The following is a 20,179-nucleotide window of genomic DNA, read 5'->3' as shown; positions in this document are numbered from 1 at the left end:
TCTGGGCTTCAGCACGGTTAAAAACAACAAGTTGAGGGAATATGATAGAACTTCTTATTGGTGCAGCCGTTGCGGCTGCCGTTGGTCGCTATATTATCAAGGGCTACTCCGCCACCGGGGTGTTGATGGTTGGTGGCCTGCTGTTGCTGGCTATAAGCGCCGTAATGGGGAAAAACCTGCTGCCTGCCGGCGCTGCGTCTACGGGATGGCGCACCACCGACATCATCGAATACGTTAAAATTCTGCTGATGAGCCGCGGTGGCGATCTTGGCATGATGATCATGATGTTGTGCGGATTTGCGGCTTATATGACGCACATTGGCGCCAACGATGTGGTGGTAAAGCTGGCTTCCCGTCCGCTGCAGATGATCAATTCCCCGTATCTTTTGATGGTCGCGGCCTATTTCGTCGCTTGCCTGATGTCTCTGGCGGTCTCTTCCGCCACCGGCCTGGGCGTATTGCTGATGGCTACGCTGTTCCCATTGATGGTTAACGTCGGCATTAGTCGTGGTGCTGCGGCAGCGATTTGCGCGTCGCCCGCGGCGATTATTCTGGCGCCGACGTCCGGTGACGTGGTGCTGGCCGCCAAGGCGGCGGAAATGCCTTTGGTGGACTTCGCTTTTAAAACCACCTTACCTATTTCGATTGCGGCAATTGTTTGTATGGCGATTGCGCATTTCTTTTGGCAACGCTATCTCGACAAGAAAAATAACGAACAGCACCACATTATGGATGTGAGTGAAATTACCACGCATGCTCCGGGTTTCTACGCGGTTTTGCCGTTCACGCCGATCCTGGGCGTGCTGGTTTTTGACGGTAAATGGGGGCCGGAGTTGCATATCATCACGGTGCTGGTTGGCTGCATGTTGCTGGCGGCGGTGATTGAATTCCTGCGTAGTTTCAGCGCCAAACAGGTGTTTACCGGTCTGGAAGTCGCGTATCGCGGTATGGCAGACGCTTTTGCCAGCGTGGTGATGCTGTTGGTGGCCGCCGGCGTATTCGCTCAGGGATTGAGCACCCTCGGCTTTATCAGTGGGTTAATCAGTCTGGCGCAGTCTTTCGGTACCGGCGGCATTATCATGATGTTGGTACTGGTGGTGATTACCATGCTGGCGGCAATGACCACCGGCTCGGGGAATGCGCCGTTCTATGCTTTTGTGGAGCTGATCCCCAAATTGGCTGCACAGATGGGCGTCAATCCGGCCTATCTGGTGATCCCGATGTTGCAGGCTTCAAACCTGGGGCGCACTTTGTCGCCGGTTTCCGGTGTGGTGGTGGCGGTATCAGGCATGGCGAAAATCTCGCCGTTCGACGTGGTGAAACGGACTTCGGTGCCGGTGATTGTCGGGTTGATCGTGGTGATTGTGGCAACCGAACTGCTGGTGCCTCAGCATCTATAAAGGTAGCCGGGCATCGCCCGGCACCGATTTATACCTCGTAGTCTGGCTCCGGTACCGACAGCGGGGTGATCCTCACTTTCAAAATACGGTGGCTACTGACTTCCAGCGGTTCAAACAGGTAGTCACCGATCTGCAATTGCTCACCTTCCTGGGGAATGCGCTGGCTGTGTTCCATCAGCAAGCCGGCTATCGTGTGGTATTCGCGCTTATCCTCCAGCTGCAAAGGCAGATAAAGCACCAGGTCTTCCAGTGGCATATGGCCGTTGGCGGTCCAACTGCCATCTTCGTTTTGCTGAATGTCGTGCCGCGCATCAACGTCCTCGCCAGCCTCCGGCAGGTTGCCGGCGATGGTTTCCATCACGTCTGTCAGGGTAACGACCCCCTCGACCGAACCGAATTCATCGACGACAAAAGCGAAATGCGTCTGCGCCTGTCTGAACTGTTCCAGTGCGCTGAGCAGCGTTAATTGCTCCGGGAAAATCAACGGTTGACGCACCAACGCACGTAAATCGAGCGGCACCTGAGTCAACTGCTGTTTCAGGACATCAATGGTATGGATGACGCCAAGCGGTTCATCGCTGGCGCTGTTTTCGACCACCACAATGCGCGTATGCTGGTTTTTTTCCAGCAACTGGGTCAGCTTTTCCTGCGGATCATTCAGCTCGAGGTATTCCACGTCATGGCGAGAGGTCATGATGCTGCTTACGGTACGCTGCGCCATGCCCAACACGCGTTCTATCATGTGCCGTTCCTGCTGGTTGAATATCTCTCCGCTTTCGCTCGCACTGTCGGCCAGCAGGTTGGCGGAGTGGCTGTCCACCTCCGCTTCTTCATGTTTGCCGTTCAGCATACGGAGCACCGCTTCTGCGGTTCGTTCACGCAGTGGCCGTACCTTTGACAGAAAACGGCGACGGTTAAACTGAGACAGCTGGTTTAAGGCTTCAATCATTACGGAGAAGCCTATCGCTGCGTACAGATAGCCCTTGGGAATATGGTAGCCGAACCCTTCCGCAACCAGGCTGAAGCCGATCATCAGCAGGAAACTCAGACACAGAATGACGATAGTCGGGTGGGCGTTGACGAATCGCGTCAGCGGCTTGCTGGCCAGCAGCATCAGCCCGATAGCGATACAGACCGCAATCATCATTACTGCCAGATGATCAACCATGCCGACGGCGGTGATCACCGAATCGAGAGAGAAGACGGCGTCCAATACCACGATTTGCGCCACCACGGGCCAGAAGCGGGCGCCTTTGCGCGGCCCTTGCTGCTCATCATCCTTGCCTTCCAGCCGCTCGTTCAACTCCATGGTGGCTTTGAACAGCAAGAATATACCACCGACCAGCATAATGAGATCGCGGCCGCTGAAGGGGTGCTCCGCGACCACAAACAGCGGTTTGGTCAGCGTCGCCAGCCAGGAAATAGAGGCGAGCAGTGCCAGACGCATCAGCAAGGCCAGCAACAGACCCACGACGCGAGCTTTATCTCTTTGTTGTTTTGGTAGTTTTTCCGCCAGAATGGCGATAAAGATAAGGTTGTCTATACCCAGAACGATTTCCAGCACGACCAAAGTGGCCAGGCCGGCCCAAATTGTTGGATCTGCGATCCATTCCATACGCCCAATTTCACCTGTAAGTTCGACGGCTTATGCCGTAAGGGAATGATGGGTGTTGGGCGGGGAAAATTCAACTTTAAAACTGTGCTGGTTCTGCGATGGAATTGTTGCATGCCGAGTTTAAGCCGGAACAATGCATAAAAAATCATCGGTCGGATAGCCAGGGAGGAGGTGGATAGTGGTGATTAGGAAGAAGGGGGCCAAAACGTTGGAGAGATTCTTGTGACTAAGTTGTAGACATAAAAACATCATAATTATAATTTTTTTAAAATCAAATCGTTGCATTAGTTTTTGGCTGCTACACTCAGTTCAATTATGTGCCCTTAGTAGTCTTATTCTGAAAAGGATAGCCAACAGGCATCTTAGGCTTGTATCAACAAAGTAATAGTATAAGAATCTTAGGCGCATAAACGTTTACAAGTATCATTGTTTAGTTATAAGGGTGTAATTTTTTTGTTCTTATGTGACCTGATTATCACTTAATGATGGGTACAGATGTTGGTCTTGCTGCAAACAGTGACTGGCAGACAGGAAAATTAATAACAGTGTATTGGTAGCTGAAAGCCAAGGGCGGTAGCGTGTCTAAACCATCTCCGCTCCGTGCTTCGTAACTCTCTTAGGCAAGGTGGTTCGGCTACGTTTACGTTATAGTTATTTGATTGTGGATAAAAAACATGCAAAAGAGATTGAAGGCTGTGATTCCCGTGGCAGGCCTGGGAACCCGTATGTTGCCGGCAACAAAAGCAATTCCTAAAGAAATGCTGCCTGTGGTCGATAAACCACTGATTCAGTACATTGTGAATGAATGCGTAGCTGCCGGGATCAAAGATATCGTGCTGGTCACTCATTCGTCCAAAAATGCAATTGAAAACCACTTCGACACCTCTTTTGAACTTGAGGCTGTATTGGAATCGCGTGTCAAACGCCAACTGCTGGAAGAAATACAGACTATCTGCCCGGCAGATGTGACAGTAATGCAAGTCCGTCAGGGCCAGGCGAAAGGGCTGGGGCATGCGGTACTTTGCGCCAAGCCAATGGTTGGCGATGAGCCTTTTATCGTGTTATTGCCGGACGTATTGCTGGATGACTCTACCGCCGATCTGCGTAAAGAGAACCTGGCCAAAATGATTCAGCGTTTTGCTGATACCGGCTTCAGCCAGATCATGGTGGAACCGGTACCGGAACAAGACGTGTCGAAATACGGTGTTGTAGATTGCGGCGGTGCTGCGCTGGCTGCAGGTGAAAGTACACCAATGACTGCTGTGGTCGAAAAGCCGACAAGAGAGGAAGCCCCTTCCAATCTGGCGGTAGTTGGTCGTTATGTGTTGTCTGCGGATATCTGGCCTTTGCTGGAGAAAACCTTACCGGGTGCCGGTGATGAAATTCAGCTTACTGATGCGATTGCCGCCCTGATGGAGCAGGAAACCGTAGAAGCTTTCCATATGAGCGGCAAATCGCACGACTGCGGCGATAAGTTGGGCTATATGAAAGCGTTCGTACAATATGGCCTGCGTCATGCTTCGGAAGGTGAAGATTTTACCCAATGGCTGAAGCAGACATTGAACAGTAAATAAGTTTTGCGGCTTAAACGCGATCACAAGAAAGAGGATTACCATGACCAAGTTGAAAGCTGTCATTCCTGTTGCCGGCCTGGGTATGCGCATGTTGCCTGCAACCAAGGCTATTCCCAAAGAGATGTTGCCGATCGTTGATAAGCCGTTGATTCAATACATTGTCAATGAGTGCGTGGCTGCCGGGATTAAAGAAATCATTCTGGTGACTCATTCCTCCAAGAATGCGATCGAAAACCATTTTGATACCTCTTTTGAGTTGGAAGCGATGCTTGAGGCTCGTGTAAAACGCCAACTGCTGGATGAGGTACAGTCGATTACGCCTAAAGGCGTGACGTTGATGCACATCCGTCAGGGCCAACCTAAGGGCCTGGGCCATGCGGTGCTGTGCGCCAAACCTTTGGTTGGTGACTCACCGTTTGTCGTGCTGTTGCCGGATGTGCTGCTTGACGACGCAAAGGCCGATCTTAAGAAAGATAACCTGCCGCACATGATTGCTCGCTTCGAACAGTCTGGGCTGAGCCAGGTGTTGGTGCAGGCGGCTGATGAGCATGTGCTGCACGATTACTCGGTCGTTGAATGCGAGACCAACAGTTTGCAACCCGGTGAAAGTTCCCGCATGACCTCGATTATAGAAAAACCGGGTCGTGACGTTCAGTTTAAATCCAATTATTCGGCGGTAGGGCGCTATGTCTTGTCTGCCGATATCTGGCCGTTGTTGGAAAAGACCGAACCCGGTGCCTGGGGCCGCATTCAATTGACAGATGCCATTGCAGAGTTACTGAAAAGCAAACCTGTAGAAGCGATGGAACTGGTAGGCGAATCCTTCAACTGCGGAGAAAAAATGGGTTATCTGCGGGCATTTGTGACCTACGGCCTGCGTCACCCAACTCAAGGCAAGGCTTTCCGCGAATGGGCAGAAAAGCTGGCGTTTTGAACGATCTCAATTCTCTTGGGCTGCAGGCGTAAAAAGGCTATATTTCATTACGCTGGCAGCCTCCATTCTGGAAAAATGTTTTTATATTAGTATCGGGTGGCTTGTGGAATAATGCGGCAATCAGGTTACTGGTTGTAGTAACTGCACAAGAGGGCAACATTTCTGTGAACATCCACCACTGTGACTCAATTGATTATAATAGTCATTTATAATGTGGCTTTATCGACAACAGAGTCATACTTTTACAATAAGCCATACTAACTCTTTTAACTTCAACAGTGGCTTAACAGTTCGACATTTCAGCTATCTGTGAAGGGTGCCCGTCTTGGTGAAGATACCTAACTCCAGGTAAGTAACAATGCAGTTTGGTAAGGTTACAAATACGCAGCCAAGGTGGGCTGGCTTGGTAGCTTTGCGGATACATTTACTTTGAAAGTGATGATAACTCGATGGCAAAACGACAATTGAAAATGATATCGGTATTGGTATCAATCAGTATAATCAGTGGCTGTACGGTTCTCCCAGGTCAACATTTAAGTACCTCGGGAAAAAATACAGTAAAACAGGAAGATAGCAATTTCGACATTGACGATCTTGTTAACGTCTATCCTGTTACCCCAAAATTAATCCAAAAACTGCGCCCTGCCAAGGTAGTTGCACAGCCCAATACTCTGTTGGAAGCTTCTCTGCGTAGTTATGAGTATCGGATTGGCGTAGGTGATGTCTTAAACGTTACTGTCTGGGATCACCCTGAGTTGACCACACCTGCCGGGCAATACCGTAGCGCCAGCGACACGGGCAACTGGGTGCAATCGGATGGCACGATTTTCTATCCTTACATTGGCAAGGTAAAGGTTACCGGGAAGACGGCAAGTCAGGTTCGTACCGAAATATCGAATCGATTGGCACAGTATATTGAAAGCCCACAAGTTGACGTCAATATTGCCGCTTTCCGCTCTCAAAAAACATACATTACCGGCGAAGTTAAAACGTCAGGTCAGCAAGCTATCACTAACGTTCCTCTCACAGTGCTTGACGCGATCAACGCAGCTGGTGGTCTGAGTGATAATGCAGACTGGCGAAATATCGTCTTAACGCATAATGGCAAAGAGCAGCGTTTATCGTTGCAAAAGCTGATGCAAAATGGCGATCTTACACAAAACCAGCTGTTATATCCTGGTGACATTCTTTATGTACCGCGTAACGACGATCTGAAAGTTTTCGTTATGGGTGAAGTAAAAGCGCCGGCCACGCTGAAGATGGACAGAAGCGGCATGACGCTGACCGAAGCGCTGGGAAATACTGAAGGGATTAGCCAAACTGCGGCAGATGCTACAGGGGTATTCGTTATTCGCCCTCTCCACGGCACGCAGGGGAATAAGTTAGCTGACATATACCAACTTAATATGGCAGATGCTACTGCGATGGTTATGGGAGCAGAATTCCAACTGCAACCCTATGACGTTGTTTACGTAACAGCGGCGCCTATCGTGCGTTGGAACCGTTTGATCAGCCAGTTGGCGCCGACAATTTCCAGCTTCAATGACCTTACCGAAGGCACACTGCGTATTCGTAACTGGCCATAGGAATGAACGATGTTTGATTCAATATTGGTTGTTTGCGTAGGGAATATTTGCCGCTCTCCTACAGGAGAGCGGCTATTACAGCGACTGGTTCCCGGAAAGAAAATAACTTCTGCAGGAGTTGGTGCAGTTGTGGGTAAGCCTGCGGATACAGCGGCATTAGAGGTAGCAAAGGAACATCAATTATCTCTTGATGGCCACATTGCGAAGCAATTGACCAGAGAGATGTGCAGAGAGTATTCGCTCATCTTGGTCATGGAAAAAAGCCATATCGATGCTGTATGCCGTCTAGCCCCTGAAGTCAGAGGTAAAACGATGCTTTTTGCCCATTGGCTTGGGCAGCGGGAAATTCCAGATCCCTATGGTAAAAGTCATGAGGCTTTTGAATTCGTATACCGCTTACTTGCTGATGGCGCCGAAAAGTGGGCGCAGGCGTTAAATCGTTAACCAGAGATTACAATGACTGAAACTACAAAGATGAATACTGCCTCAGGCAGTAGTAATGACGAGATCGATTTAGGGCGGTTGTTGGGAACGCTGCTTGACCATCGCTGGCTAATTATTGGCGTAACGGCACTGTTTGCCGTGGTGGGAATTGTATACTCTCTTTTTGCCACCCCGGTATATCAATCAGACGCATTGGTTCAGGTAGAGCAGAATGTTGGCAATTCTCTACTGAACAACCTGTCAGATATGATGCCTTCCAGTCAACCTGGTTCTTCGACAGAGATTGAGCTGATTCAGTCAAGAATGGTTACGGGTAAAACGATTGATGATCTAAATTTAGATGTGGTCGTTGAGCAAAAGTATTTTCCCGTATTCGGTCGCGGCTGGGCTCGCTTGAAGGGCGAGGTACCTGGTGAAATTGCTTTATCTCGCCTCAATATGCCAGAGTCATGGCAGAACATTCCCTTAGATCTTACCGTTATCGACGATAAGACTTATCGTTTGAGCAACGATGGCACCGACATTCTGAAAGGGAAAGTTGGGGAGTTGGCAAGTGGTAATGGGATTTCACTGTTGATAAGTGATCTTGTTGCCAAGCCTGGAACAGAATTTTTAATCGTAAAACAGCCAAAGTTAATAACAATTAATAATCTGTTAGAAGCTTTGTCGGTTCAAGACAAAGGTAAAGATACCGGTGTCTTGGCCTTGAGCCTTATTGGTGAAAATCCAACAATGGTGCGTAAGACGCTGGACAGCATCACTCGTAACTATTTGTTGCAAAACGTCGAGCGTAAATCTGAAGAAGCAGCCAAGAGCCTGAGTTTTTTAAAAGAACAACTCCCAGAGGTTCGAGGGGCACTTGACGTCGCTGAAGATAAGCTCAATCGTTTTAGGCAACAAAACGATTCAGTAGATTTATCGCTTGAAGCTAAATCTGTGCTGGATACTATCGTTTCCGTCGAATCGCAGTTGAACGAATTGACTTTCCGCGAAGCTGAAATTTCAAAACTCTATACTCGTGAACACCCGGCTTATCGTGCCTTAATGGAAAAACGAGCTACTCTTGAGCAAGAAAAAGGCAAGCTGAATAAACGCGTTAGTGGGATGCCAAAAACACAGCAAGAAATTATTCGTCTGACTCGTGATGTAGATGCTGGTAAAGAAATTTACATGCAACTGTTGAATAAACAACAGGAGTTGAGCATTACCAAGGCCAGTACCGTAGGTAATGTGCGAATTATTGATCCGGCAGTTACTCAGCCAAACCCAGTTAAGCCTAGAAAAACACTCATCGTTTTATTAGCAACCTTCTTGGGAGGAATGCTTTCGGTAGCAATCGTGTTACTGAAAACGATGTTGCATAAGGGAATTGAAACCCCTGAGCAGTTGGAACAGGATGGCATTAACGTATACGCCAGTATTCCGCTTTCCGAATGGCAGCAGAAAAAAGACAGAGAGACGCTCCTAACTACTAAACGTAAGTCAAATACTCGCTCCAATAGCCTTTTGGCCGTTGGTAACCCTGCTGACTTGGCAATCGAGGCCATTCGTAGCTTACGAACCAGTTTGCACTTTGCCATGCTTGAATCGAAAAACAACGTGCTGATGATCTCTGGGGCCAGCCCAAATATCGGTAAGACTTTTGTCAGTATAAACTTGGCAGCAGTGATAGCCCAGGCTGGCCAACGCGTCCTGGTGATTGATGCAGATATGCGTAAAGGCTATTCGCATACGTTGCTGGGTTTAGGGTGGCAAAATGGGTTGTCCGATATTTTGTCGCAACAAACTACGTTTGAAGGCTCGATAAGAAAAACAGAAATTGAAGGTATGGATTTTATACCTCGTGGGCAGGTTCCACCTAATCCATCTGAATTATTGATGAGAACACGCCTTAAGGAATTGATTGATTGGGCAAGTAAAAACTACGATCTTGTATTGGTCGATACGCCGCCTATCCTTGCGGTAACTGATGCGGCAATTATTGGTCATCATGTTGGCACTGCACTTATGATTGCTCGTTTCAGTATGAATACTGTAAAAGAAATCGAAGTCAGCATACGTCGCTTTGAGCAGAATGGCGTCGATATCAAGGGTGTCATATTGAACGCCGTTGAGAAAAGGGCTAGCAGTTATTATGGTGGCTATGGCTACTATCAATATGAGTACCGCTCATCCGACAAAGCCTAATCAGATTACGATTCATATTTTCCAGTCAGCATTAATGTGTTGGCTGGAATTCTTTTTTAATTTCCTTTAAAGATTCTTAGTCAGGAACCACTCATGAAGCTACTTCTTGTGGGTAACCACACGTGCGGTAATCGCGGCGACGGCGCTATTTTAAGAGGCCTGGTTCAAGCTATTGAACATAATACGCCTGGGGCAAATATTGATATTATTAGCCGCTACCCGGTGAGTTCAAGCTATTTACTCGGTCGCGATGTCAAAGATGACGTTCTGTATCGTTATCACTTCAAGAGTAAGGGAGGATTGATTGGTAAGATTAGAAAAGCGTTAATTCATAGAACGCTGCCACGGGTTTTAGCAGCCAAAGTCAAAGGACAAGGAATACTGAAATATCTTCCAATTCCTGCAGAATTTCAAGAACATATCAGTAAAATTGCAGAGTACGACGCGATTATTCAGGTAGGGGGATCATTCTTTGTTGATTTGTATGGCATAAATCAATTTGAACATGCACTGTGCGCACTCTTGGCAAAAAAACCGATTTATATGATTGGTCACAGTGTGGGGCCCTTTGAACAAGAAGTATTTAACGATATAGCAAGAATGGTATTCTCGCAGGTGGAGATGTTGGTGCTCCGGGAAGCTATTAGCTACGATTTGATGAAAAAAGGCAATATCCCCGTTGAAAAAGTCATTGAGGGGGTTGATACGGCATGGTTGGTTGACAGTAATTCGCCGATCGACGAGAGCAATTATAGTATCAAGCATTGGCGAGAAACTATTTCGCAGCGTCCAACTGTGGCGATTACAATGCGTGAGCTGGCACCGTTTGATAAACGGCTAGGTGTAACCCAGGAACAGTATGAAGTTGCGTTTGCAGATTTGATAAATCAACTAATTTCAAATGGCTACCAGGTCTTGGGTTTATCTACATGTACAGGCATTGATAGCTATCACAAAGATGATCGTATGGTAGCCCAGCAAGTTGCCAATAAGGTTAACAATCCTGAATATTTTCATGTGGTTATGGATGAGTTTAATGATGTTGAATTGGGCCAGGTACTTTCATATTGCCAGTTGACTATAGGTACTCGTCTTCACTCTGCTATTATTTCTATGAACTTTGGCACACCTGCAGTTGCTATTAATTATGAACACAAATCTGCGGGTATTATGCAACAATTAAAGTTACCAGAGTTATCTGCAAATGTTGAGTCTTTGATCGATGGTAGTTTAGCCAAGAATGTCATTTCGATGCTGCAAAACATCGACGTTTTAAAAGGGAATGTATCAGCAGCGATTGAGAATGAACGAGAGAAAGGGATTGAAATCACGAAGGAATTGATAAAAAGAATAGGTGGGTAAAGTGACCGTAACATTTTTCTTGGACCGTTTTCCTAATTATTCAGAGACGTTTGTTATTCATCAAATTGTAGGGTTTATAGATAGAGGAATAGAGGTAGAAATAGTTTCAGTTTGGCCAGGTGATTTCAGTAAAAAACATGCTGTCGTTGAAGAGTATAATTTGCTTCAAAGGACTAGGTATTTATTGGAGCCTGAGGGTAATAGCGGTTCTAAAAAAATAAAAAATCGTTTCTTGAGTATTTTATCTGGCCCAAAGAGTATGTCGGTTATAAAAGGTTTGAATTATTTCAAATTTGGCCGTCATTCTTTAAATTTGATATTGCCTTATATTCTCTCAAAAAATACCGATAAAATAGAATCCGACGTGTTTATTGCTCATTTCGGAACTGTTGGTGTGCTTGCAAGTAAATTGAGAGATCTTGGTTTGTTGAAAGGTAAACTGGCTACTATCTTTCATGGGTCAGACGTTTCTCATACTAAAACGATATCTGATTACAAAAACGACTATATAGAGCTTTTTGCAAAGGGCGATTTTATATTACCTATTAGTGATCTATGGGGTAAGAAATTAGCCGAGATGGGATGTGATAACAAAAAGATTCACGTCAGTCGCATGGGGATTAATGTTAGTCAATTTACCTTTAAGTTGCGAGATAAAGTTGGATCCCCTCTTAAAATAACTAGTGTATGCCGATTTATCGAGAAAAAAGGTTTGGAATATGCTTTACAGGCATGCGCTGAGCTTAAGTTGCGCGGTATTAATTACCATTATTCGATAGTTGGCACCGGGCCATTAGAGGATAAACTAACTTTACTGGTTGAACAGTTAGAGTTGAATGATTATGTCACGTTGGAAGGATTTCAACCGCAAGAGAAAGTAAAGGAAATACTCGAGCGGTCAGATGTTTTTTTACTACCTTCAGTTACTGCTGCTAATGGAGATATGGAAGGTATCCCTGTGGCCTTGATGGAGGCAATGTCAAATGGATTGCCTGTTGTATCGACAAAGCATAGTGGGATTCCAGAGTTAATTGAAGACAAAATATCTGGGTGGTTAGCAGAAGAAAGGAATTACACTCAGTTAGCTGATATTTTGCAAGATATTTCACAAGAGAATTACTCAATTGAACAAGTAACGAGGCAGGCAAGAGAGGTAATTGAGGTTAAGTTTAATCAAGATGTGTTGAATGATAAATTAGTTGAGTTAATTAAGCATGGGTAACAGCAATGTAATTAAAAAACAGGCGGTTTGGCTGTTGGCTGGCACCGTATTGGCTGCTGTTTTACAACTGGCTCAATTGGGTATCGTAGCTCGTGCTTTTGACGCTAAACAACTTGGGGTATTGGCTATTGTCAATGCCGTACTGATGGTGGCAATGGTGCTGCAGGATATGGGAATGAGCAGCTACCTTATCCATCGACAAGTACTAGATAAAAGGGAACAAAGCACAATATTTTGGGTCAATGTATTTTTTGGCCTTGCTACGGGTGGGTTAATTATTATCCTGGCCTATCCATTATCATTGTTCTACAAGATTCATGAGTTAGGATACTTGCTGTGTCTGGTGAGTGTTAATTTTTTTATATTAGGAGCGATGTCGCAATATCAAGCACATTTTGTAAAAACTAAAAAATTAGTTTTATTAGCTCAAGTGGAAATGTTGGCTAAAGTCCTTTCATTCCTTGCTACGATTTTCCTTATAATAGTCATGCACTTCTCCATCGCAGCAGTAATTATTGGCCAGTTTCTGAACGCATCGTTCCGCTTGATTTTTATGTTGTTATTTAGTGAAAAGAGTTGGCATCCGACATTACAGTTCTGCAAGAAAACATTTAAGGCTGCTGTAGGTTATGGTAGTTACCAACTGGGTTCACAAACAATTAATCAATTACGAACTCAAGCTGATGCTTTTATCATCGGGAAATATTTAGGGCCAGAATTTTTAGGAATTTATTCTTTGGCAAAAGAGTTAATTCTACAACCTCTGAAGCTACTGACTCCGGTGATAAACCGATTAACGCTACCACGATTTGCTGAGAAACAACATTCTACCGGAGAGTTAAGAGCGCTGTTCCTTCGCTCTGTCTCTTTGATCGTAAATGTAAGTGCTGCTGTTTATTTATCTATAGGTTTAGGCGCTTACCTCGGTGTTCGACTACTGTATGGGCCAGGACATGAGGAAGTAGCAACCCTAATCCCCTATATGCTGCTTCTTGGTGTGTTGAGACCTATGGGCGGTCTCACTGGCGCGATATCTCAGGCGAATGGGAGTACGAAGAAAGAGTTCGTGTGGAATATTTGGGCAAGTATAATTGTAGTTATTGTTGTTACTCTCTTCCTTGTGGGGGGGAATATTGCACTTGTTGCGATGTCACTGTCTGTTGCTCAAGTTATCATGAGTATTGCTGTTTACCCGCTCTTTATAAAACCTGTGGTTGGTATTAGCTTCAAGGAGTATTTCTGTTCTTGGATATACACCGCTGTGTTTTGTTTGGTAGTTATTGTTGCAATAGATTATTTTGAGTTGGGACGGGTCATTTACAATGGCATGATTTCACTGCTTGGTTAAAGTAAAAAATATGAAAATATTGATAGTCAATACGATATACTCACCATTTAAAGTTGGCGGTGCAGAAGTTTCAGTTCAGCTTTTGGCGGAAGAGTTGGTAAAAATAGGTCATTCAGTTCGGGTGGTGACCCTGCATGATGAAAAAAACAGAAAAAGTGCAACTATCAATGGGGTGGATGTTTGCTATTTGCCACTAAAAAATCTGTATTGGCCTTTTGATTCTAATGCAAACAGACAAAGTTCGCTGAAAAAATTACTTTGGCATATAATTGATAACTATAACCCAGTGATGGCCAAATTATTTGCTAAAGAGCTCGATGATTTTAAGCCGGATGTGGTACACACTAATAATGTTTGTGGGTTTTCTGTCGCAATATGGAAGGAAGTAAGCAAAAGAAGTATTAAGCTTATTCACACTTCCCGAGATTATTATTTGCTGCATCCAAGTTCTACACTATATGCCAAAAATGAAAATATAAACACAAATGCGCTATCGGTTAGAATTTGGTCATTCCTGAAACGTCATGCAAGTAAACATGTTGATGTCTACGTTGGGATCAGTGATTTTATTAAAACGTTTCACGTTGACAATGGTTTCTTTTCAAAAAGTCAGTCGCGTTATATTTATAACGCTGTAAATAAACCTATATATGAAGCTAATAAATTCAATGCTACTCATTTTGGCTTTATTGGGCGATTAACAAAAGATAAAGGGTTTGATGACTATTGCGCTTTCGCGAGAAAAAATCCTGATGCACTTTATTATGCGGCCGGACGCTTTGCAAATGACCATGAGGGTGTTGAGTTAAAAGAGTTAGCTGAAAAGAGTAGTGTAAAATTGTTAGGGTTTGTGAGCGTCGAAAGTTTTCTTTCTCAGATTGATGTGGCATTTTTACCGGTGAAGTGGCGAGAACCGTTTGGACGGGTGATTGTGGAGTGTGTTCTCGCAAAGAAAATTGTCATGACCAATGCTGTTGGTGGGATTACTGAATTGGGAAAGCTTCTTCCTAATGTCTATTTTATAGAAGAAACAACGGAAGATGTGATGACTGATATTCCGAATGAAATTACCGATGAGCATATCGCTATGTTTAGTCAACGTAGAATAACAACGGAATATCTTTCCGCGTATCTCAGTTCTACTGTGACTGATAATTAATTTGTGAGTAATGGAAAACTCCCTATGAAATCTGTAACCAATCTTATCCATATGAGTTGGGGTATTAAATGGGTGTTCTAATATTAGAAGATTCAATAGTCTTCTTTGCTTTTTTAATTGCCGCTTTTATTTATATTTTGAGAGTGGCAAAGAAAAATAAATTCAATATATATACTATATTGATTTTTTCTATTTATATAATTTGCTCGTATTCATCTTATAATATCATGGTAAAACCAATCCATGATTTCAATATTGCCATTCCAAGGACCGCAATCTACCACTTTAAAGTGGCGGGGCCATTTGCTCCCATAGATGTCATTTTTCTTTTTATTTTTGCGTTCGTCTGCCTTAAAAAAGTCATGACCAAAAGTTTGTTTAATTACCAAGTCATGAAGAGCACGTCGGTAATAACTAAATATATAACACTCCAAGGCGTGCTATTAGGTTTTATCTCTACAATGGGATTTATCTCCTATATTCAGAGTGGAGGGCAAGGAGAGGTAAACGATCAAGTTATTTATTGTCGAGGTGTTATTTATTTTTTTGTATCGATGTTCCTTTTTCAGAAAGCATGTGAAAACCTAAAGGATTTCGATTTTTATAAGTTGTTTACGATATTTTGCGTAATCGACGTTCTTAATCTTTTCTCCGGATTTATATCCAGCCTTATCTTCCATGATTATGTATGGGAGCGATATGGCATGAAAATAACAATTATTGATCAAGATAAAGCAACAACCTATTTCATTATTTATACCTTGTTACTTACATCTTTATTGTTTACAAAGCCTTTAAAACATAAAATGATATATTTTTGCTCCGGCCTGATTGGGTTGGTCATGTTTTCAAATATGTATAAATTTATATTTTTGTTGGCTTTTATATATGTAATATATGAGTTTTTCATCAATGCGTTTCGCGGAAAAATTGCAGTGGTGAAAATGTCATTGCTAACGCTTGGTTTAGTGGCAGCAGTATCTGCAGTTATGATGCTCTCGAACAGCAAAGCTATGAACACCCGTTCAAGTCAGTTTGGTGATTACTGGGAATACACCGGCAGCAAATTCCCGGCAATAGTCTTGGGGATTGGTTATGGTGGTAAATATTACTCTCCTTCTGATACTGATGATCAAGGGGAAATAAAAGAAATTGATGTTGAAAATGGTACTGCAAATTATCGTAAAAGCGTGCAAACACCTTTCTTGACACAAATAAAAAACAGTGGGTTAGTTGGGTTTGGTATAACGTTGATATTCGCCGTTTTTGCAGGGTTGTATATGGCGCGGATTAATATCTCGTTGCCCGTAAATATCCTCTATAATGCCATATGTTTTAATATTATGTGGATTATGAGCAGCACCAGTGTGGTTCTGCAACCAACACCAATGATAATAGTCACATTTATTAAACTGCTGCTGCTTTTCTATTTAATGCGAGAGAAGCTTAAAAGGGATTCTTTAGCTAACGCTTAGTTTTTTGATTTTTGTTGACTTTATAAGTGGGGAACTATGCTGTACATAAATGGCCGATTTTTAACTCAGGAAATGACAGGTGTACAACGATTTGCTGAAGAAATATCACGGCAGTTAAATAAAATAAGAAATGATGTGGTTATCTTGGCTCCTGAAGGAATACTAAATAAGGCTATTTTAAAAGAGTTTAATGTTGAGGTTGTTGGCCGTAAAAGCGGACATTACTGGGAGCAGGTTGAATTACCGTACGCCTTAAAGAAAAAAGGCTCACCTTTATTATTAAATTTATGTAGTACGGCGCCTGCATTTTATCAAAATCAAATCGTTACTCACCATGATGTGACATACAAACGTTACCCTAGTAGTTTCTCCAGGAAGTTTAGGTTTGTTTACGGGGTACTGATACCACGGATGCTAAAAAGTAGCCGGCATTTACTCACTGTAAGTGAATTTTCAAAAGAGGAGATCCATAATGTATTTGGGTACCCTAAGGAAAAGATATCTATTATATATAACGCTGTAAATGATGCTTTTGCCAAAGCAGAACACAAATCTACGGATCGCCAAAATGCTTACTTGCTAGCAGTTTCGTCACCGAATTATCATAAAAACTTCCATGGTATGTTATCTGCGTTCGAAACGGTCTCCAAAGAATTTGATGTTTCATTAAAAATCATTGGAAAGACTGCGGTCAGTTTTTCTCAACAAGATTTTTCAGCGCTGCTTTCGCACTCCGATAAAGTAGAGTTTATGGGGCGAGTTGATGATCAGGAACTTATAAACCTCTATCAAAATGCATTAGCATTCGTTTTCCCATCATTTTATGAAGGATTTGGTATCCCACCTCTTGAAGCGCAGTCGTGTGGTTGCCCTGTTATTTCATCGAATGCGGCTTCTATGCCTGAAGTGCTACAGGATAGTGTCATTTATTTTGATCCAAATAATATTGCTATGATTTCAGATGCGATGAAGGAAATTATTTCTGATTCAGAGTTAAGAACTGAATTGACCCGTAAGGGAAATTTAAACTTGAAGCGTTTTTCTTGGCATGCATCTGCTCAGAAAGTCAGTGATATAGTCGATTCATTTTCAAATGATCAGGTAGTAGATTAAATGAAAATTTTACATGCGGCAGAAACAATTAAAGGTGGCGTAGCAACAGTAATACGTCAGATTATAGAAGGGCAGATTGCTGAGGATGTGAACAAAGTTAAATGTATAATTCCCTCTGACCAATCAGCTGAGTTATCAACTGTCAATGATAAATGTATCGTTACGTTTTTGCGTTCTGGGCGAAATATTATTTCATTTTTTAATTTCTTTGTTACTTTTATAAAGACTGTTATTTTATTCAAGCCTGATCTTGTTCACCTTCATAGTACTTTTTCTGGTGTCTTGGGGCGATTGGCATTAGTCATTTTATGGCCATTCTATCGGCCTAAAGTTGTTTATTGTCCGCATGCATTTTCTTTTATGATGCAGGGGAGCAATAATAAAATTAGACTATACGCATTGTTAGAGCGACTATTTACCCCTATCACAGATGCAATCATCTGCGTTAGTCAACATGAGAAAGATAGCGCTGTATCGCATGGTTTGCCTGCAAAGAAACTTCGGGTGGTTCATAATGGCGTTCCTGACAGATCATTTTTACCTGGTTTGCCAAATCCATTTCAGACAAATGTAATAAACATACTTTTTGTTGGTCGATTTGACTATCAAAAAGGGTTCGATATTTTGCTGGATGCAATGACGAAGTTTGAAGGTAAGCCTATTGTTTTGACTGCAATTGGCGGCGCTGTTCATGGCGAATCTCCCCCGAAGGAAATTCCTCAAACAATTTATACCGGTTGGCTTCGTAGTGATGAATTGGCACCGTATTTTACTTATGCGGACGTTCTGGTAATGCCAAGTCGATGGGAGGGGTTTGCCATGGTAGCCTTAGAGGCTATGAGTTATGGTTTGCCTGTATTGGCGAGTAATTGCAGCTCGTTTCCTGAAATGATTGAGCACGGTTATACAGGATTACTTTTTGAACCTGAAAATTCAAAAGATTTGGCAAGTTACCTCGAGCATACTTCGAAAGAAAAGTGGCAAGAGTTGGGTAAAAATGCCAGAGAAGTCTTTTTGGAAAAGTATACAGCAAAGCAAATGATCGATAAGACGCAAAGAATATATACATCCTTGTTAAGCGGTAGTAATTAATGAGATGTAAAATAAAAATTCCGCCAAAATATAATTGTAAAAATGGGTGTTACGTACATTTTTTGTGCTTGTAATTTTTTAATAATGCACTGAAATGTAACTTGCTAATTAGTAGGTTGTTGCTATTAAGCTTGCATTTCAGTGATTTTAATCGCAATCGAAAAATAAATGTATATTTCCGTATTTCATTTGTCACTGGTGTCTGACTTGGGCGAATATCATGAATAAAGTAAATGGGTTTATGGCAAATTATGTCACTAAATTCTCTCTGGCTCTTTCCGATGTTTTTTTCTTTAACATCTCTATCTATCTCTCTTACCTTATTATCTATAAAGTTTTTGGTGGGTTAGAAGATTTTGTGCCTAAAGATGAGTTTGCAGTAAGAGCATTAGCACAGTTTATTCTTTCTCTACTTTGTGTTTTCTGGTTTTGGACGAGATTACGTCACTATACATATAGAAAGCCATTTTGGTTCGAGTTGAAGGAGATTATCAGAACGCTTATTATTTTTGCCATTCTCGATTTGGCATTGGTCGCGTTCTCAAAATGGAATTTTTCGCGTTATGTCTGGATGTTCTCCTGGGTGCTGATTATCGCTTTGGTCCCTATTGGTCGAACATTAACTAAGAAATTACTTAATAAACTGAATCTTTGGAAAAAACATACAATAATTATTGGATCCGGAAAGAACGCTTTTGAGGCTTATGCCGCTCTTCAAAGTGAAGAAGTGCTCGGGTTCGAAGTTGCAGCATTTGTATGCACCGATGCTCCTTGTGATGAAAATAGCTTCAATATTCCTGTCATTAATAATGAAAAGGAATTATGGCAATGTGCTGATATTGAAAACACACAGTTCATTATTGCTCTTGAGTTTGAACAACACGCGTTGCGTGATTGGTGGCTAAAAAATCTGGCAAAACATAATTGCCGGTCTGTCTCTGTCATTCCAACACTGCGTGGGGTGCCGCTTTATGGCACAGATATGTCATTTATTTTTAGCCATGAAGTAATGATATTGCGTGTTAGCAATAATCTTGCTAAACGCTCATCTCGTATACTCAAGAGAGCGTTTGATATTGTCGGCTCATTCTTGATAATGCTTGCGTTAATGCCTGTTTTGTTGTTTCTCGCGTACAAAGTTTCAAGAGATGGTGGGAAGTCTATCTATGGTCATGAGCGAATTGGTCATAACGGGAAAAAATTCAAGTGTCTTAAGTTTCGTTCAATGGTGACGAACTCCCAGGAAGTTCTTAGAGAGCTACTTGAGCGAGATCCTGAAGCAAGAAAAGAGTGGGACAAAGACTTCAAGCTTAAAAATGATCCTCGTATTACTAAAATTGGTGCTTTCATCCGTAAAACCAGTCTCGACGAATTACCACAGCTATGGAACGTATTTATTGGTGAAATGAGTTTGGTTGGTCCCCGGCCGGTGGTTGAAGCTGAACTTGAACGTTATGCTGGAGATGTAGATTATTATCTGATGGCAAAACCTGGCATGACGGGTCTATGGCAAGTTAGTGGTCGTAATGATATTGATTATGACACACGTGTTTACTTTGATGCATGGTATGTAAAAAACTGGGCGCTCTGGAATGACATTGCCATTCTATTTAAAACTATCGCTGTTGTTCTAAAACGCGATGGCGCTTATTGATTTTTCGTTACTGA

The 20,179-nt window shown here is 43.1% G+C and carries 15 protein-coding genes; 14 read left to right on the top strand and 1 reads right to left on the bottom strand.

The window, feature by feature from the left end; translation table 11 throughout:
* Positions 1-41: 41 nt before the first annotated feature.
* Positions 42-1,400 (top strand): anaerobic C4-dicarboxylate transporter DcuC, encoded by a 1,359-nt coding sequence (dcuC, locus tag ACUTSW_RS08050; RefSeq protein WP_004942381.1) that lies wholly within the window; start codon positions 42-44, stop codon positions 1,398-1,400.
* Between the two features lie 28 nt (positions 1,401-1,428).
* Here dcuC and ACUTSW_RS08045 read toward each other — a convergent pair whose 3' ends face one another.
* Positions 1,429-3,015, bottom strand: a complete 1,587-nt coding sequence (locus ACUTSW_RS08045; RefSeq protein WP_445584105.1) for a TerC family protein — start codon at positions 3,013-3,015, stop codon at positions 1,429-1,431.
* Positions 3,016-3,689: 674 nt separating this feature from the next.
* Here ACUTSW_RS08045 and galU point away from each other — a divergent pair.
* From galU to wbaP, 13 genes are all read left to right on the top strand, one after another.
* On the top strand, positions 3,690-4,589 hold the full coding sequence (gene galU / locus ACUTSW_RS08040) for a UTP--glucose-1-phosphate uridylyltransferase GalU (protein WP_062870272.1): 900 nt from the start codon (positions 3,690-3,692) through the stop codon (positions 4,587-4,589).
* 40 nt (positions 4,590-4,629) lie between these two features.
* Complete coding sequence (locus tag ACUTSW_RS08035) at positions 4,630-5,523, top strand: UTP--glucose-1-phosphate uridylyltransferase (protein ID WP_006324405.1); 894 nt, start codon at positions 4,630-4,632, stop codon at positions 5,521-5,523.
* Positions 5,524-5,972: 449 nt separating this feature from the next.
* Positions 5,973-7,109 (top strand): polysaccharide export protein, encoded by a 1,137-nt coding sequence (locus ACUTSW_RS08030; protein WP_062870274.1) that lies wholly within the window; start codon positions 5,973-5,975, stop codon positions 7,107-7,109.
* Positions 7,110-7,118: 9 nt separating this feature from the next.
* A complete protein-coding gene (locus tag ACUTSW_RS08025; protein WP_062870276.1) occupies positions 7,119-7,553 on the top strand; it encodes an arsenate reductase/protein-tyrosine-phosphatase family protein in 435 nt (144 codons plus the stop codon).
* A 12-nt stretch (positions 7,554-7,565) separates the two neighbouring features.
* Positions 7,566-9,740: a tyrosine-protein kinase Wzc gene (wzc, locus tag ACUTSW_RS08020; protein ID WP_062870278.1), complete on the top strand. Its 2,175-nt coding sequence runs from the start codon at positions 7,566-7,568 to the stop codon at positions 9,738-9,740.
* A 93-nt stretch (positions 9,741-9,833) separates the two neighbouring features.
* Positions 9,834-11,102 (top strand): colanic acid biosynthesis pyruvyl transferase WcaK, encoded by a 1,269-nt coding sequence (gene wcaK, locus ACUTSW_RS08015; protein ID WP_445584104.1) that lies wholly within the window; start codon positions 9,834-9,836, stop codon positions 11,100-11,102.
* Position 11,103: 1 nt separating this feature from the next.
* On the top strand, positions 11,104-12,324 hold the full coding sequence (locus ACUTSW_RS08010; RefSeq protein WP_445584103.1) for a glycosyltransferase: 1,221 nt from the start codon (positions 11,104-11,106) through the stop codon (positions 12,322-12,324).
* Positions 12,317-13,672 carry an oligosaccharide flippase family protein gene (locus ACUTSW_RS08005; protein WP_062870285.1) on the top strand — a complete coding sequence of 452 codons (1,356 nt, stop codon included), beginning with the start codon at positions 12,317-12,319 and terminating at the stop codon, positions 13,670-13,672. The genes ACUTSW_RS08010 and ACUTSW_RS08005 overlap by 8 nt, the downstream gene beginning before the upstream one ends.
* Positions 13,673-13,682: 10 nt before the next feature.
* Positions 13,683-14,831 (top strand): glycosyltransferase family 4 protein, encoded by a 1,149-nt coding sequence (locus ACUTSW_RS08000; RefSeq protein WP_062870286.1) that lies wholly within the window; start codon positions 13,683-13,685, stop codon positions 14,829-14,831.
* Between the two features lie 704 nt (positions 14,832-15,535).
* Positions 15,536-16,306 carry a hypothetical protein gene (locus tag ACUTSW_RS07995; protein WP_445584102.1) on the top strand — a complete coding sequence of 257 codons (771 nt, stop codon included), beginning with the start codon at positions 15,536-15,538 and terminating at the stop codon, positions 16,304-16,306.
* A gap of 36 nt (positions 16,307-16,342) precedes the next feature.
* Entirely contained in the window at positions 16,343-17,419 is a 1,077-nt protein-coding gene (locus ACUTSW_RS07990) for a glycosyltransferase family 4 protein (protein WP_445584101.1), read from the top strand.
* The gene (locus ACUTSW_RS07985) at positions 17,420-18,511 is read left to right on the top strand and encodes a glycosyltransferase (RefSeq protein ID WP_445584100.1); all 1,092 of its coding nucleotides are present in this window, start codon (positions 17,420-17,422) and stop codon (positions 18,509-18,511) included.
* Between the two features lie 220 nt (positions 18,512-18,731).
* A complete protein-coding gene (gene wbaP / locus ACUTSW_RS07980) occupies positions 18,732-20,165 on the top strand; it encodes an undecaprenyl-phosphate galactose phosphotransferase WbaP (protein ID WP_062870294.1) in 1,434 nt (477 codons plus the stop codon).
* The last annotated feature ends 14 nt before the right edge of the window (positions 20,166-20,179 follow it).

The sequence above is a fragment of the Serratia sp. TSA_198.1 genome, from assembly GCF_052686505.1.
The sequence above is the reverse complement of the archived record's forward strand: the minus strand, read 5'-3'. Positions and strand labels throughout refer to the sequence as shown.